Annotated in this window: 12 protein-coding genes; 1 reads left to right on the plus strand and 11 read right to left on the minus strand. The window is 62.1% G+C overall.

The features are described 5' to 3' along the window. Positions 1-25: 25 nt before the first annotated feature. From A3AC_RS0124785 to A3AC_RS0124815, 7 genes are all read right to left on the minus strand, one after another. The gene (locus tag A3AC_RS0124785; protein ID WP_025602153.1) at positions 26-1,444 is read right to left on the minus strand and encodes an MFS transporter; all 1,419 of its coding nucleotides are present in this window, start codon (positions 1,442-1,444) and stop codon (positions 26-28) included. A 164-nt stretch (positions 1,445-1,608) separates the two neighbouring features. Next, on the minus strand, positions 1,609-1,872 hold the full coding sequence (locus tag A3AC_RS0124790) for a hypothetical protein (protein WP_025602154.1): 264 nt from the start codon (positions 1,870-1,872) through the stop codon (positions 1,609-1,611). A gap of 55 nt (positions 1,873-1,927) precedes the next feature. Further along, positions 1,928-2,584 (minus strand): sarcosine oxidase subunit gamma, encoded by a 657-nt coding sequence (locus A3AC_RS0124795; RefSeq protein ID WP_025602155.1) that lies wholly within the window; start codon positions 2,582-2,584, stop codon positions 1,928-1,930. Next, on the minus strand, positions 2,574-5,576 hold the full coding sequence (locus tag A3AC_RS0124800; RefSeq protein WP_025602156.1) for a sarcosine oxidase subunit alpha family protein: 3,003 nt from the start codon (positions 5,574-5,576) through the stop codon (positions 2,574-2,576). The genes A3AC_RS0124795 and A3AC_RS0124800 overlap by 11 nt, the downstream gene beginning before the upstream one ends. After that, positions 5,573-5,887: a sarcosine oxidase subunit delta gene (locus tag A3AC_RS0124805; RefSeq protein ID WP_025602157.1), complete on the minus strand. Its 315-nt coding sequence runs from the start codon at positions 5,885-5,887 to the stop codon at positions 5,573-5,575. Before A3AC_RS0124805 ends, A3AC_RS0124800 begins: the two co-directional genes overlap by 4 nt. Positions 5,888-5,915: 28 nt before the next feature. Continuing rightward, positions 5,916-7,160 (minus strand): sarcosine oxidase subunit beta family protein, encoded by a 1,245-nt coding sequence (locus tag A3AC_RS0124810; RefSeq protein WP_025602158.1) that lies wholly within the window; start codon positions 7,158-7,160, stop codon positions 5,916-5,918. 64 nt (positions 7,161-7,224) lie between these two features. Then, positions 7,225-8,619 (minus strand): L-serine ammonia-lyase, encoded by a 1,395-nt coding sequence (locus A3AC_RS0124815; protein WP_025602159.1) that lies wholly within the window; start codon positions 8,617-8,619, stop codon positions 7,225-7,227. A gap of 304 nt (positions 8,620-8,923) precedes the next feature. On the opposite strand from A3AC_RS0124815, the gene A3AC_RS0124820 reads away from it, so the two are divergent. After that, positions 8,924-10,006 (plus strand): GlxA family transcriptional regulator, encoded by a 1,083-nt coding sequence (locus tag A3AC_RS0124820; RefSeq protein ID WP_025602160.1) that lies wholly within the window; start codon positions 8,924-8,926, stop codon positions 10,004-10,006. A 186-nt stretch (positions 10,007-10,192) separates the two neighbouring features. Here A3AC_RS0124820 and A3AC_RS0124830 read toward each other — a convergent pair whose 3' ends face one another. The 4 genes from A3AC_RS0124830 to A3AC_RS0124845 are packed head-to-tail and all read right to left on the minus strand — an operon-like array spanning position 10,193 to position 14,268. Beyond that, a complete protein-coding gene (locus tag A3AC_RS0124830) occupies positions 10,193-11,137 on the minus strand; it encodes a choline ABC transporter substrate-binding protein (protein WP_025602161.1) in 945 nt (314 codons plus the stop codon). 48 nt (positions 11,138-11,185) lie between these two features. Beyond that, positions 11,186-12,184 carry a GlxA family transcriptional regulator gene (locus tag A3AC_RS0124835; RefSeq protein ID WP_025602162.1) on the minus strand — a complete coding sequence of 333 codons (999 nt, stop codon included), beginning with the start codon at positions 12,182-12,184 and terminating at the stop codon, positions 11,186-11,188. 7 nt (positions 12,185-12,191) lie between these two features. Next, positions 12,192-13,094 (minus strand): choline ABC transporter permease subunit, encoded by a 903-nt coding sequence (gene choW, locus A3AC_RS0124840; RefSeq protein WP_025602163.1) that lies wholly within the window; start codon positions 13,092-13,094, stop codon positions 12,192-12,194. Next, the gene (locus A3AC_RS0124845; protein WP_025602164.1) at positions 13,087-14,268 is read right to left on the minus strand and encodes a quaternary amine ABC transporter ATP-binding protein; all 1,182 of its coding nucleotides are present in this window, start codon (positions 14,266-14,268) and stop codon (positions 13,087-13,089) included. Before A3AC_RS0124845 ends, choW begins: the two co-directional genes overlap by 8 nt. Positions 14,269-14,455: the final 187 nt, after the last annotated feature.

The raw sequence follows: 14,455 nt of genomic DNA on the forward strand, positions 1-14,455 counted from the left end.
GCGCCGGCCGCACCTATGCGAACTCTCATTCGCGCGCGGGATTGAGCACACCGTGCGCATCACTCTCCACTGCTTCGGATACGAGCGTCTCCAGTGCAAGCCCGCGTGTTTCGATGCCGAGTATCCACACAGCCGCGGCCGCGATCACAAAGCACATCGCGCCGAGCGAGAATACGCCGCCCTGTCCGAACATCGGCAACACGACGCCTACCACATACGGTCCGATCAGAGAGCCCACGCGTCCAATCGCTGACGCGAAGCCAGAACCGGTTGCGCGGGCTCCGGTGCCGTACAGCTCCGGCGTGTAGGTGTAAAGCACCGCCCACATCGCAAACAGGAAGAACTGCATCGCCAGTCCGGCGCAAATCAACAGCGTGGGCGTTTGCGCGTGCAGCGCGGTTTGCCCATACACGTAGGCCATCACAGCGCTACCCGCCAGCGACGCAACGCAGGTCGGCTTGCGCCCCCAACGTTCCACTAACCACGCGGCACAGATAAAACCGGGAATGCCGCCGAGAGAAATCAGCACGGTATACAGCACCGATTTCGTCACTGCAAAGCCCGCCTGCTGCATCAACGCGCCGAGCCACGAGGTCAAGCCGTAAAAGCCGAGCAGCGCGAAGAACCACAAAGTCCACACCATGATCGTGCGGCGCCGGTAAGCCGCACTCCATATCTCGCGAAACGCGCCGGCACCTTTGGCCGCTGCCGGTTCGGCGAGCATGACAGGCGCGCGCAAGTGCGTCAGCCGCGCTGCCTTCATCACCTTCGCCTCGACTTCGGTGAGAATCCTGTCGGCCTCGCCAAGACGTCCGCGATGTTCTAGCCAGCGCGGCGATTCCGGCACGACGCGCCGCACGATCAGCACGAACACGGCGGGAATAGCGAGCAACGCGAATTCCGTGCGCCAGCCGAAGGACGGCAGCACGAAGTACGACACCACACCCGCCGTGATGAAACCGAGCGGCCAGAAGCCGTCCATCAGCGCGATCAGTCGTCCGCGCGAGGAAGCCGGTACGAATTCCGACAGCAGCGTCTGCGCGATGGGAAACTCCATGCCCATGCCGAAACCCAGCAGCACGCGATAAAAAATCAGCGCCTCTACGCTCTGCGCAGTCGAACATAGATACGATGCAACGCCCCACAGCACCATGCTCCATTGAAAAACCGGGCGACGCCCGAAGCGATCCGCAAGCAGGCCCGCCACCGCCGCGCCGCCCACCATGCCGAAGAAGCTCGCGCTCGCGACGAGCCCCGCGGTTGCAGTGGACAGACCGAATTCCGTTTTGATCGAGCCCAGCACGAAGGTCATCGTGCCGAGATCGACGGAATCGAAAAAGAACGCAATGGCAATGATGATAAAGATGGTCCGGTGATAACCGGAGAACGGCAGACGTTCGAGTCGTGCCGCTGCACTGGCGCGCGGCTGAGAAGCGATAGGCATGGCATCCCCTGAATGATGCGGCGGCGGCCGCGAGTGATGTTCGGATCAGCTCATTCAGTAGACGCCGACATAAAACGGCCACATAGAAGGAATACGCCATCCGGATGGAACGAAGGCGCCGTTCCCGCAGCCGCGAAGTGCAAATACCAGCGACGCTACCGGCGTTACCGATGCAAGCGCGCCCGCGCCGCGCTTGCAATGCGCGCGAGCGCCTCCGCGCTCAGCCGCGCGGCGATCTTCTGCACATATTGATGATGCCGCTCCTGCAACGGTGCGCCGAGTTGCTGCGCGAGCAGATAGCGGATCAGCGCGATACGCCGGTGCCGCAGCAGCATGCTCTGATCGAGCAGCGCAAGCGCAGCATCGGCATCGCGTTGTTGGCACGCGCGTTCGGTAAGGCGCGCGGTAAAGATACGGGTCGACGTCATGTGAGTCCCGCAGCGCGAAAGCCGCGAGCGGTGTATGGAAACACCGCTCGCCGCGTCACGACATCAGCGGCTCGGCTGCATCGAGCATGATCTTCACGAAGTAGTCCGCGAAGCTGCGGCGCACCACGATGTCGAAACTATCCGCGCCGGTGGGCACGAGCGTGATCGACGCCTTGAAATAGTGGCTTTGCGCGCACTGCCCTTCGCCCAACAGCTTCGGATGAAGATCGAGCGGACAGCCGCGCGACAGCACTTCACGCGTGCGCGTGCCGCTGATTTCGAGCACCGTATAGCCGCTGCCGATATCCACCGCCGACGCAAATACCCCTGCAAATGCAGTGCCGAACGCCGCTTGCAACGGCGCGGTACGCGACGCGTCATGTGCCGTTGCCGAGCGCACAAGCCACTCGTCGGGACCGAGCCACAGCATGTCGTAGCCATTGCCGCGCGCGATCGTATTCGGCTTTTCCGGCGGCTTGCAGCCGAGTACCTGTTGCACTGCCTGGACGAACGCGGCGTCGCGCGTATCGCCGCGCACATTGACGAGTTCGAGAAACGGTCGCTCGGCGAGCCTGAATGCGGCGCTTGCCGTCGCCTGATGTTTCTTCAGCAAGGCATCCGCGCCTACAAGCGGCGACTCCTGCCACACGCCCGTTTGCCTGCCGACGGCGCGATCCACGACCGACGCCGCCGTTTTAGTTTCATTCCACATGTTGACGCGCTCCTTCGCTGTCGTAGAACACCGAGCTGGTGATCTTCGCTGCAATCTGTTTGCCGCTGGAAAGCGGAATCGTGACCGTTTCGCCGATCTTGTCGAGACCGCCCTTGACGACTGCCATCGCAATCGAGCGCTTCAGAATCGGGCTGAAATAGCTCGACGTGACATGGCCAAGCATCGGTGCCATATCGCCCTGGAACGGACCCGCGACGATCTGCGAGCCTTCCGGTATCACGAACGACGGATCGTCCGCCAGCAGCCCAACGAGTTGCTTGCGTCCGGCCTTTGCAGTGTCCGAACGCGTGAGCGAACGCTTGCCGAGGAAGTCCTTCGACTTTGCGACGAGTCCGCCCATGCCGAGGTCGTAAGGCGTCATCGAACCGTCGGTATCCTGACCGACGATGATGTAGCCCTTCTCCGCACGCAACACGTGCATCGTCTCGGTGCCATACGGCGTGATGTCGTATTCGGCGCCCGCGGCCATCAACGCTTCCCACACCGCGCGGCCCACGTTCGCCGGCACGTTCACTTCATACGCGAGTTCGCCCGAAAAGCTGATGCGCATGACGCGCGAGGCTGCACCGGCGACCGTGCCTTCGCGATAGCTCATGAACGGAAAGGCTGCGTTCGCAAAGTCGATGTCGTGACATACCTTCTGCAACACCTTGCGGCTATTCGGCCCAACCACGGCGAAGGTCGCCCAGTGATCCGTCACCGACGCGAGGCGCACGCGCATGTCCGGCCATTCGGTTTGCAGCCAGCGCTCGAGCCAGGTAAGCACGCGCGCTGCGCCGCCGGTGGTGGTCGTCATCATGTAATGCTGCTCGCCGAGGCGCACCGTCACGCCGTCGTCGAAGATCATGCCGTTTTCGTCGAGCATCAGACCATACCGGCACTTGCCGACTTCGAGCTTGCTCCACGGATTCGTATAGACCCAGTTCAGCAGCTTTGCCGAATCGGGACCCTGAATGTCGATCTTCCCGAGTGTGGACGCATCCAGAATGCCGACGCTCGTGCGCACCGCGAGCGATTCACGGGCAACCGCCGCATGCAGGTCTTCGCCCTTCTTCGGGAAGTACCAGGGGCGCTTCCAGTTGCCGACGTCCTCGAATTCCGCGCCGTTTTCAACGTGCCATTCGTGCACCGCCGTCTTGCGCACCGGATCGAGAAACTCGCCGAGCTCGCGTCCCGCAAACGTGCCGAATGTAACCGGCGTGTAGTTCGGGCGGAACGTCGTCGTGCCGGTCTCGGGAATTGTCTTGCCGAGCGCCTGCGCGAGAATCGCCATGCCGTTGATATTGCCAAGCTTGCCCTGATCGGTGCCGAAGCCCATCGCGGTATAACGCTTGACGTGTTCGACCGACTCGAAGCCTTCGCGCGCGGCAAGGAAAATATCCGCGGCGGAGACGTCGTTCTGGAAGTCGACAAACTGCTTGGGCCCACGCGTGGCGAGCTCGCGTCCGCCGACGAGCCAAAGCGGCTGCATCTTCGCTTCGCTGATCTCGGCGACCTGCACCGCATTCGGCCGCTTGACGATATGGCCCGCGGCGCGCGCGGCTTCCACACCCGCATCGACGGCGAAGCGAATGCCCTGGCCCAGCGTGAAATCGCCGTTGCAGGCGCCCACGCTCGTCTCCGGCTGCATCGCCTTGCCCGGTACGAAGCAGGCCTTCTGCTCATGCCAATGCGCCTTGCCGCCCGATTGCGCGAACAGATGCAACACGGGGCTCCAGCCGCCGGACATCGCGAGCAGATCGCAGGACAATTCGCTTTGCTTCGCGCCGACCTGGCCGTTCGCGTACGAAGCGACGTCCACTGATGCCACGCGCAGTTTGCCGTGCGCCGCCGTGATGACCGCGCCGCTGATCACCTTCACGCCATAGCGGCGTGCGAGCGCCGGCAGCGTGCCCTTCGATTCGCCCGCGCGCGGATCGATAACCGTCACCTGTGCGCCGGCCGCCTTCAGGTCGAGCGCGCACTGATAGCCGTCATCGTTGTTGGTGAAAACCACTGCATCTCGGCCCGGCAGCACCGCATAACGATGCAGATACGTCGACACGGCCGACGCGAGCATCACGCCCGGCAGATCGTTGTTGCCGAACACGATGGGCCGCTCGTGCGCGCCGGTCGCGAGAATCACGCGTTTGGCGCGGATTTTCCACATCAGCTCGCGCGTGCCCTTGCGTTGCGACACAGGCAAATGGTCGGTCAGGCGCTGCGTCACCGTCACGAGGTTGTGATCCTGATAGCCGAACGCCGTGCTGCGCGAAAGAATCTTCACGTCAGGCATTTGCCGCAGTTCGTCTTCGATCTTGTGCACCCATTGCAGTGCCGGCTTGCCGTCGATCTCCGCGCGGCACGACAGTAGCGATCCGCCCAGTTCCGGCTGATCGTCGACGAGCGTCACGCGCGCGCCCGACAACGCGGCTGCATGCGCGGCCGCGAGACCCGTCGGCCCGCCGCCCACTACCAGTACGTCGCAATGCGCGAAACACTTGTCGTAGCGATCCGCGTCCAGTTGCTCAGGCGCCTTGCCGAGACCCGCGGCGTCGCGGATCACTTCTTCATACTTCGGCCAGAGCCTGCGCGGCCACATGAAGGTCTTGTAGTAGAAGCCCGCGGGAATGAAACGCGCGATCTTCTGATTGACCGCCATGCGGTCTTTCTCGATGTTCGGCTTGGCATTCACACTGCTCGCGACGAGCCCCTGATACAGCTCGACTTCAGTCGCGCGCGCATTCGGCACCGTGTATGCGCCGGTTTCGAGTTGCACGACGGCATTCGGCTCTTCCACACCCGCGGTAACAATGCCGCGCGGCCGATGATACTTCCAGCTGCGCGCCACGAAATGCAGGCCATTCGCGAGCAGCGCGGAAGCGAGCGTGTCGCCCTGATAGCCCTGATACTGACGGCCGTTGAACGTGAACGTGAGCGGCAATGCGCGGTTGATGCGCCCGCCATTCGGGAGTCGGTCTTTCTGGCTCATTGCTTCTTGCCCTCTTGTGCGTTGCCGTCGTTGCTATCCATCGTCAGCAGCGGACGATCAAACGTCTCGTAACCCTGGATCTCGTAGCTCACCGTGTCGCGCTGCGCCTTGAACCAGCGGCGGCAGCCTTGCGTGTGCATCCATTGCTCGCGATGCACGCCGCGCGGGTTCTTGCGCATGAACAGGTAGTCGCCCCATTCCTTGTCAGTGAGCTTTTCGGTGTCGAGCGGACGCATGATGTCCGCCTCGCCGCCGCAGGAAAATTCGGTTTCGGCGCGTGGCCCGCACCAGGGGCATTCGATCAGCAGCATGGTTGTGTCTCTCTCTGGCTCTAGTGCGTTAGTGGGCGACGGCGGCGGCGCCGTGTTCGTCGATGAGGTGGCCGGTGTAGAAGCGCTCCAGCGAGAACGGCGCATTCAGTTCATGCGGCTCGTCTTTGGCGATGGTGTACGCATAGGCCCAACCCGAACCCGGGGTCGCCTTGAATCCGCCCGTGCCCCAACCGCAATTGAAGTAAAGACCCTTCACGTCGGTCTTGCTGATGATCGGGCACGCGTCGGGCGATACGTCCACAATGCCGCCCCACTGACGGTTCATTCGCACACGCGAGAACACCGGGAACATTTCGACAATGGCTTCGAGCGTGCCTTCGATAATCTGGAAACTGCCGCGCTGACCAAAGCCCGTGTACTGGTCGACGCCCGCACCGATCACGAGATCGCCCTTGTCGGACTGGCTGATATACGCATGCACCGCGTTCGACATCACCACCGTATTGACCACCGGCTTGATCGGCTCCGACACGAGCGCCTGCAACGGATGGCTTTCGAGCGGCAGGCGCACGCCCGCCATATCGGCAAGCGTGGACGTGTTGCCCGCCGCCACGATCGCCACTTTCTTTGCCTTGATGAAACCCTTGGTGGTGTCCACGCCCGTCACCTGGCTGCCGTTGCGGCGAATACCCGTTACCTGGCAGTTCTGCACGATGTCGACGCCTGCCTGGTCCGCGCCGCGCGCGAAGCCCCAAGCCACCGCGTCGTGCCGCGCCACGCCGCCGCGGCGCTGGATCGAGGCGCCCAGCACCGGATAGCGGCTGTTCAGATTGATGGTCGGCTCGAGTTCCTTGATTTGCGCCGGCGTGAGGAATTCCGCATCCACGCCGTTCAACCGGTTCGCATTCACACGGCGCTCGGTGTCGCGCACGTCCTGCAGCGTGTGCGCGAGGTTCATCACGCCGCGCTGGCTGAACATCACGTTGTAGTTCAGATCTTGCGAGAGACCTTCCCACAGTTTCATGGCCTTTTCATAGAGTGCAGCCGACTCGTCCCACAGATAATTCGAGCGCACGATGGTCGTATTGCGCGCTGTATTGCCGCCGCCGATCCAACCTTTCTCGAGCACGGCGACATTGCGCACGCCGTGTTCCTTCGCGAGGTAATAGGCGGTGGCGAGACCGTGCCCGCCGCCACCGACGATCACCACGTCGTACTCGCGTTTGGGCTCGGGACTCTTCCACTGTCGCTCCCAATTCTCGTGATACGACATCCCGTTGCGCAAGAGGCTGAATATCGAATAGCGGCTCATCATTGATCCTTGTGGGTACTGTCGGTGCTTGCTGCCAGGTGCTTCATAAAATATGCAATGTGCTTCAACATTCGATGACGTTCACGGCGAGGCCGCCGCGCGACGTCTCCTTGTATTTCGTCTTCATGTCCGCGCCGGTTTCGCGCATGGTTTTGATCACGTTATCCAGCGACACGTAGTGCTGTCCGTCGCCTTTCATCGCCATGCGCGCCGCGTTGATCGCCTTGATCGCGCCCATTGCATTGCGCTCGATGCAGGGAATCTGCACGAGTCCGCCTACGGGGTCGCAGGTCATGCCGAGGTTGTGCTCCATGCCGATTTCGGCGGCGTTTTCCACTTGCGTAGGCGTGCCGCCCATCACGGCCGCGAGCGCCGCGGCAGCCATCGAACAGGCGACGCCCACTTCGCCCTGGCAGCCCACTTCGGCACCTGAAATCGAAGCGGTTTCTTTATAAATGATGCCGATCGCGGCAGCGGTCAGCATGAAGTTGACGATGCCCTCGTCATTCGACGCGTGCATGAACTTCACGTAGTAGTGCAGTACTGCGGGAATCACGCCGGCCGCGCCATTGGTGGGCGCCGTGACGACGCGCCCGCCCGCGGCATTTTCCTCATTCACGGCCATTGCGTAGAGGTTCACCCAGTCGAGCATTGAAAGCGGATCGCGCAGCGACTCTTCGGAGCGTGAGCGCAACTGTGCACACAGATCGGCGGCGCGACGCTTCACGTGCATCGGGCCCGGCAGTTCGCCGCGTACCTTGCAGCCGCGTTCGACGCAGGCGGCCATCGTGCGCCAGATCGCGAGCAGGCCCTCGCGCACTTCGCTTTCGGGCCGCGCCGCGCATTCGTTCTTCAGCGTGACCTGCGCGATGGAAAGACCCGTCTCGCGGCACACGCGCATCAGATCGTCGCCGGTGCGAAACGGGTACGGCACTTCGGTGCCGGCGCGCACGCCATTCACGCGGTCGCCCTCGCGGTTCACGACGAAGCCGCCGCCAATCGAGTAATACTCTTTTTCGACGAGCAGTTGCCCGTTTTCGTCGAAAGCCTGAAAGCGCATACCGTTCGGATGCACGATGCTCGAACCGGGGGCGCCCGGCATCAGCTTGCGGAAAAAGCCAAGATGCTCGCGCTCGTCGAATTTGACCGTGTGTTTGCCGAGCAGCGCGAGTTGCTTCGTCTCGCGAATCGCGGCAAGACGCGGCTCGATCACGTCCGGGTCGATCAGTTCGGGCAGATTGCCTTCGAGCCCGAGCAGCACCGCTTTGTCCGTGCCGTGGCCTTTGCCGGTCGCGCCGAGCGAACCGAACAATTCGACCTTCACGCGGCGCACGAAGGCAAGCAGATTCGCATCTTCGATGTGCGACGCGAAACGGCAAGCAGCGATCATCGGCCCGACCGTGTGCGAGCTTGAAGGACCGATACCGATCTTGAAGAGATCGAAGACGCTGACGTTCATGGCGTGCCTTGTGCGTTGCAATAGCTGGGTGGCGGGATTTACCTTGATACAGGCCCTATTGCACCGCACGTCAAATTGAACCGATAGAATAAAAACGGCATGACAGTGGGATAGTGGCGTCAAGCGCCTGTCTCGCCAAGGGCTGCGGCGTATTTGCGAAGGCTTCTGACGCATTTTCGACAGGCGCTGCAGGGCTGCCGGCGAATGCGGTTGCAGTTGCCGGGTCGGTCGCATTACGATGCATGCCGCGCAGCGCCCCGGTGCTATGCTTGACTCAACCCTTATCTCGTTCCGGCTGCATTGCATGAACTCCGCTGAACCGCTTCCCCTTCTATCCATCGACGGTGCGCCGAAGCAGCGCATCCGCTTCGGCATCATTCTTCTGCCGAACTTCACGCTGACGGCGTTCTCGGGTTTCGTCGACCTGCTGCGTCTGTCCGCGGACGAAGGTGACTTCAGCAAACCTGTGCGCTGCTCGTGGAGCGTCATAGGGGAAACCCTTGCACCGGTGCGTGCGAGTTGCGGGATTCAGATCACGCCGTGGGAAACGTTCGAGACCGCCGAGCCGTTCGATTACGTCGTCGTGGTGGGCGGACTGCTGCATTCGGGACCGGCTGCGAGCGACGCGACGCTCGCTTTCATCCGGCGCGCGGCCGCGACCGATGCGACGCTCGTCGGCATGTGCACGGGGGTGTTCTCGCTCATGCGCGCGGGCGTGCTCGACGGATATCGCATTTGCGTGAGCTGGTTTCACTACTGGGATTTCATCGAACGTTTTCCGTCGGTCAATGAAGAGGCGCTGGTCGCCGACCGGCTGTTCGTGATCGACCGGCGGCGCATTACATGTTCCGGCGGGCGTGCTTCGATCGACGTGGCAGCGGCCATTCTGCTGCGCCACTTCGAAACCGCGACCGTGCAAAAGGCGCTGCGCATTCTGCTTGTCGACGACATGCAGAAAGGCAACGCGCCGCAGCCGCATCCGCCGGGACTCGCGCCCGCCACGCATCCGAAGGTCAAGCGCGCGATTCTGCTGATGGAACAGCACGTGGGACGCTCGCTCTCTCTCGAGGAACTGGCGCGCAAGCTGGACCTGTCGCCGCGTCAACTGGAGCGGCTTTTCAAGGCCGAAACCGGCAAGGCGCCGCAGGCTTACGCCAAGCAGGTGCGTCTGCGCACCGCCGCGTGGCTGTTGACGAGTTCGGACAAGACAGTGGCCGACATTGCGTCGAGCTGCGGCTTTTCCGATGCGTCGCATCTGGGCCGCGAATTCCGCAAGCAATTCGGCTTGCCGCCGATGATGTATCGCGAGCAGCGCGGCACGGCAGCTGAAGCGGAATACGGTGCGGATTACGACGAGACGTTCCCGGGGCGGGCCCAGGCGATTTGATGCCTTGATTCAAGGGCTGCTGTTCGCGACTTTATTTGTAGCCTTATTTGCGATTTTTTTAATTCGATCCCGTGATTCATGGGTTGAATCACTGGCTTTGCATCATGATGCGGCTCATGAGTTGAATCAGTTGAATGCCGCCGCGCGAGTTTTCGCGCCGGGCGACGCGGCGCGAAAACTCATCCATCACTTGCCTGCTACATACGCCTTCACTGCCGGCAAGCCGTCCTTGCCGTCGAATGTCTTGACGCCCGCGAGCCACTGGTCAAGTACCGCGGGGTTGGCCTTCAGCCACTCACGCGCTGCCTTGTTCGGGTCCGTCTTGTTCATGATCGGCACCATCACGTGGTTCTCGATGTCGGTCGTGAAATGCAGATTCGACACGAGCTTAGCGACGTTCGGGCAGCGCGTCGAATAATCGGTTGGCGTAACTGTCATGACTTTCGCTTCACCGTAGTTAGGGCCGAATACGTCGTCGCCGCCGGAAAGGTAGTCGATCTTCATCTGCACGTTCATCGGATGCGGTTCCCAGCCGAGGAACACGATCGGCTTTTTATCGCGGATGGCGCGGTTAACTTCGACCAGCATGCCCGCCTCGCTCGACTCCACCAGTTTGAACTTGCCGAGCCCGTACTGGTTGCTGTCGATCATCTTCTTGATGAGCGCATTGCCGTCGTTACCCGGCTCGATGCCATAGATCTTGCCGCCGAGCTTGTCGTAGTTCTTCGAGATGTCGGCAAACGTCTTGATGCCCGCCTGGTACGCATAATCCGGCACCGCCAGCGTGTACTTCGCGCCCGTCAGATTCGGCGTGGGCAGCACATTCACCTGGCCCGCCTTCTTGAACGGATCGATCATCGGGTCCATGGTCGGCGACCAGTAACCGAGGAACACGTCGATCTGCTTGCTTTTTACACCAGCAAAAGTGATGGGTACTGAAGCGATCGTCTTGGTCGGCTTGTAGCCGAGTCCCTCGAGTATCGTCGACGCGAGCCCGGTGGTGGCCGCAATATCAGACCAGCCGACGTCGGCAAAGCGGACGTCGCGGCACGCGGCCGGTTCCGCAGCAAGGACAGAAGTAACGGACAACACAGACAACGCGCACAACGACGCAGCCCACAAACGTTTCATGGCGGTTCCTCAGGGTCTCAGGGTAAGTTGTTGCTTTGGTGCGTTCTGTCATGCGGACAACCGCCGCTCCACGCTCGGTGCATGACCGAACTGCGCGCGATACGCCTTGCTGAAATGGCATGGCGAATGAAACCCGCAAACGGCTGTGACGCGCGCAATGGAAGCGTCGGTGTTACGCAGCAGTTCACGCGCGCGGCGCAGGCGCAGCGTCAGGTAATAGTGCGTCGGCGATACGCTCAGGAACATCTTGAACATGCGCTGCAAGTGTCGTTGCGACAGATGCACGAGCCGCGCGAGTTCGTCGAGCGACAACGGCTCTTCGATATTCGCCTCCATCAGCCGCACGACCTCGATGAGTTCCGCGCGCGTGAAGCCGACACGCGCATCGACGGGAATATGCTGGTAGTCCGTCGAGCCGCGAATTCTCTCCACGATGAACTGCTCGGACACTTGCGCTGCGACCGCGTGGCCAAGGCGCATGCCGACAAGGTTCAGCATCAGATCGAGCGGCGCGGTGCCGCCTGTGCACGTCATGCGATCGCGGTCTATCACGAAGAGTTCATCCGCAAAGCGCACGTCCGGGTAGGTCTTGTGCAGCGGCGACATGTCTTCCCAATGCACGGTGCAGCGATACCCGTCGAGCAAGCCCGCCGCGAGCAGCGCATACGGCCCTGTGCAGATGCCGCCAAGCGGTATGTCCTGAGCCGCTACGTCGCGCAGCAACGCGATTACCGTGTCGTTCACGTAATCGCGCACATGCCAGCCGGCGCAGACGATCAGCACGTCCGGCATGCCGGCTTGCGCGAGCGTCGTGGTGGGCCTCACCGTGATGCCGTTGCTGGCCCGCGCCGGCTCGCCGTCGGGCGTGATGACCGACCACTTGTAGTGCTCCGCACGGCCCACGTAGTTGGCCATGCGCAGTACCTCGACCGCGCTCGTGAACGCGATCATCGAAAAGTTCGGCAGCGTCAGGAAGCCGACGTGCGCGAGCCGCGAGAGCGGGGAATCGGACGGGGCCTCGACCTGGGTGATCGCGTCGCGCTTCATAGGCGGCTCAGCTGTGCTGCGCCGTCGGCGCGCGGCGCACCTTCATCAGATTGCGCAAGCCCGAGAAGAGCGGCGCGCGTGCCATGCCGGGCGAGCGGCCAAAGCTCTCCGTGATGCGGTCCAGAATGATCGCGAGCATCACGACCGAGAGTCCGCTTTCGAAGCCGAGCCCGATGTCGAGCCGCTGAATACTGGCGAGCACGTCGTTGCCGAGTCCGCCCGCGCCCACCATCGACGCAATGATCACCATCGACAACGCCATCATGATGGTCTGGTTCACACCCGTCATGATGGACGGCAGCGCATTGGGAAACTGCACCTTGTAGAGCAGTTGCCACGGCGTGCAGCCGAACGCCTGCCCTGCTTCGACGATTTCGCGGTTCACGTGCTTGATGCCGAGCGAAGTGAGACGCACCGCGGGCGGCATTGCGAAGATCACGGTGGACAGAATGCCGGGCACGCGGCCAAGACCGAACAGCATTGCGGCCGGAATCAGATAGACGAATGCCGGCATGGTCTGCATCAGATCGAGCACGGGGCGCACCATCATTTCGACGGTACGGCTCTTTGCGGTCCAGATGCCGAGCGGTACGCCAAGCACGAGACTGATGAAAGTGGATGACAGCGTGAGACCGAGCGTGATGACCATCTGATCCCAGAAGCCGGTGCCGTAAATCAGCAGCATTGCGAGCAGTGTGAAGAGCGCGAAACGCCAGCCCACCCGCCACAAACCGATGCCGACGAAGAACGCCATCAGCGCCCACATCGGCACGGCTTGCAGACCATGCTCGACGATGGCCGCGAAGTTCTCGATGATCTTGCCGATGGAATCGAACGTTTTTGCGTCGTGGTCGAGCAGATAGTGAACGCCGTGATCGACCCAGGCGCCAAGTGGAATGATTTCAGACATGGGAACCTCGATGGCGCGTGAGAACGTGCAGCACGTTCGTCTTGTTGACCGAACCACAGTAGGAGCCGTCCGCTTCGACGACCGGCAAGGGCGCGCGGCTCGCGACCACGCGTTGGACCACATCGTCTAGCGGCGTGGTGCGTCGGATGCACTCGACGTAATTCAGTTTCGCGGACGCGTTGCCCGTTTCGTCGCGGCACACGAAGCCGCGAATCTTGCGCTCGCCGTCGAGCACGAACGCGTATTCGGCGCTGCCGTTCAGCGTGGCCGCCACGCTCGACACGTCGATCTGCGGCGAATGCGAATGCATCAGCGGTACGGCATCGGTCTGCATCAGATCGCCGGCCGTCAGATAGCGGCTCGTGTCAATGCCTTCGAAGAACGCGCGCACATAGTCGTCGGCGGGGTTTGTGATGATCTCCTGTGGCGTGCCGATCTGCACCACCTTGCCGCCTTCCATGATCGCGATGCGCGTGCCGATACGCATGGCTTCTTCCAGATCGTGCGACACGAACAGGATCGTGCGCTGCTGCTCGCGTTGCAGATCGAGCAGCACGTTCTGCATTTCCTTGCGCTTGAGCGGATCGAGCGCGGAGAACGCTTCGTCCATGATCATCAGCGAGGGGTTCACAGCAAGCGCCCGAGCGAGACCCACGCGCTGCTGCATGCCGCCCGACAGTTGCGCGGGAAGCTTTTGCGCGAACGGCGCGAGGCCAACCTGCTCGAGCACGGTCATCGCGCGCGCTTCGCGCTCCTTGCGGCCCACGCCCGCGACCTCGAGCCCGAAGGCCGCGTTGGAGAGCACCGTGCGTTGCGGCATCAGCGCGAAGGACTGGAACACCATGCTCATGTCCTTGCGGCGCAGCGCCGTCAATTCGCTGCGCGGCACGCTGGCCACGTCGCGCCCGTCGATCAGCACCTTGCCCGCCGACGGCTCCACCAGCCGGTTGATGAGGCGAATCAGTGTCGACTTGCCCGAGCCGGACAGGCCCATGAGCACGAAGATCTCGCCTTCCTTCACTTCGAAAGATACGTTGTGAACGCCGACAATCTGGCCGGTGCGCGCGAACACTTCTTCTTTCGTAGCGCCTCCTGCCAGCATGCCGAGCGCCTGTTTCGGGTTGGTGCCGAACACCTTGCACAGCCCTTCAACCACGACCTTCGGGGAATTCATTGAATGCTCTCCTATGTCGGCCAGAGTCAGTGCGAAGCACATGCTCTGATCCCATGCAAAGCTGCGTGGCGGACGTGCGTCCGCGCTGTGCATACATAGTTGCCAGAAAAAAGTACGCCTAGCCGACTATTTGCGACAAGCACATGTGGAAATACGACACCCATGTCGCATGCGCATTGTCGCGCGA

Origin of the sequence: Burkholderia sp. WSM2230 (assembly GCF_000472445.1) — a bacterium.
Classification (GTDB): Bacteria; Pseudomonadota; Gammaproteobacteria; order Burkholderiales; family Burkholderiaceae; genus Paraburkholderia.

What these genes read in the sequence shown, in the direction of transcription:
- A3AC_RS0124785 (WP_025602153.1), bottom strand. Translation starts at nt 1,444, where the DNA reads ATGCCTATCGCTTCTCAGCCGCGCGCCAGTGCAGCGGCACGACTCGAA.
- A3AC_RS0124790 (WP_025602154.1), bottom strand. Translation starts at nt 1,872, where the DNA reads ATGACGTCGACCCGTATCTTTACCGCGCGCCTTACCGAACGCGCGTGC.
- A3AC_RS0124795 (WP_025602155.1), bottom strand. Translation starts at nt 2,584, where the DNA reads ATGTGGAATGAAACTAAAACGGCGGCGTCGGTCGTGGATCGCGCCGTC.
- A3AC_RS0124800 (WP_025602156.1), bottom strand. Translation starts at nt 5,576, where the DNA reads ATGAGCCAGAAAGACCGACTCCCGAATGGCGGGCGCATCAACCGCGCA.
- A3AC_RS0124805 (WP_025602157.1), bottom strand. Translation starts at nt 5,887, where the DNA reads ATGCTGCTGATCGAATGCCCCTGGTGCGGGCCACGCGCCGAAACCGAA.
- A3AC_RS0124810 (WP_025602158.1), bottom strand. Translation starts at nt 7,160, where the DNA reads ATGAGCCGCTATTCGATATTCAGCCTCTTGCGCAACGGGATGTCGTAT.
- A3AC_RS0124815 (WP_025602159.1), bottom strand. Translation starts at nt 8,619, where the DNA reads ATGAACGTCAGCGTCTTCGATCTCTTCAAGATCGGTATCGGTCCTTCA.
- A3AC_RS0124820 (WP_025602160.1), top strand. Translation starts at nt 8,924, where the DNA reads ATGAACTCCGCTGAACCGCTTCCCCTTCTATCCATCGACGGTGCGCCG.
- A3AC_RS0124830 (WP_025602161.1), bottom strand. Translation starts at nt 11,137, where the DNA reads ATGAAACGTTTGTGGGCTGCGTCGTTGTGCGCGTTGTCTGTGTTGTCC.
- A3AC_RS0124835 (WP_025602162.1), bottom strand. Translation starts at nt 12,184, where the DNA reads ATGAAGCGCGACGCGATCACCCAGGTCGAGGCCCCGTCCGATTCCCCG.
- choW (WP_025602163.1), bottom strand. Translation starts at nt 13,094, where the DNA reads ATGTCTGAAATCATTCCACTTGGCGCCTGGGTCGATCACGGCGTTCAC.
- A3AC_RS0124845 (WP_025602164.1), bottom strand. Translation starts at nt 14,268, where the DNA reads ATGAATTCCCCGAAGGTCGTGGTTGAAGGGCTGTGCAAGGTGTTCGGC.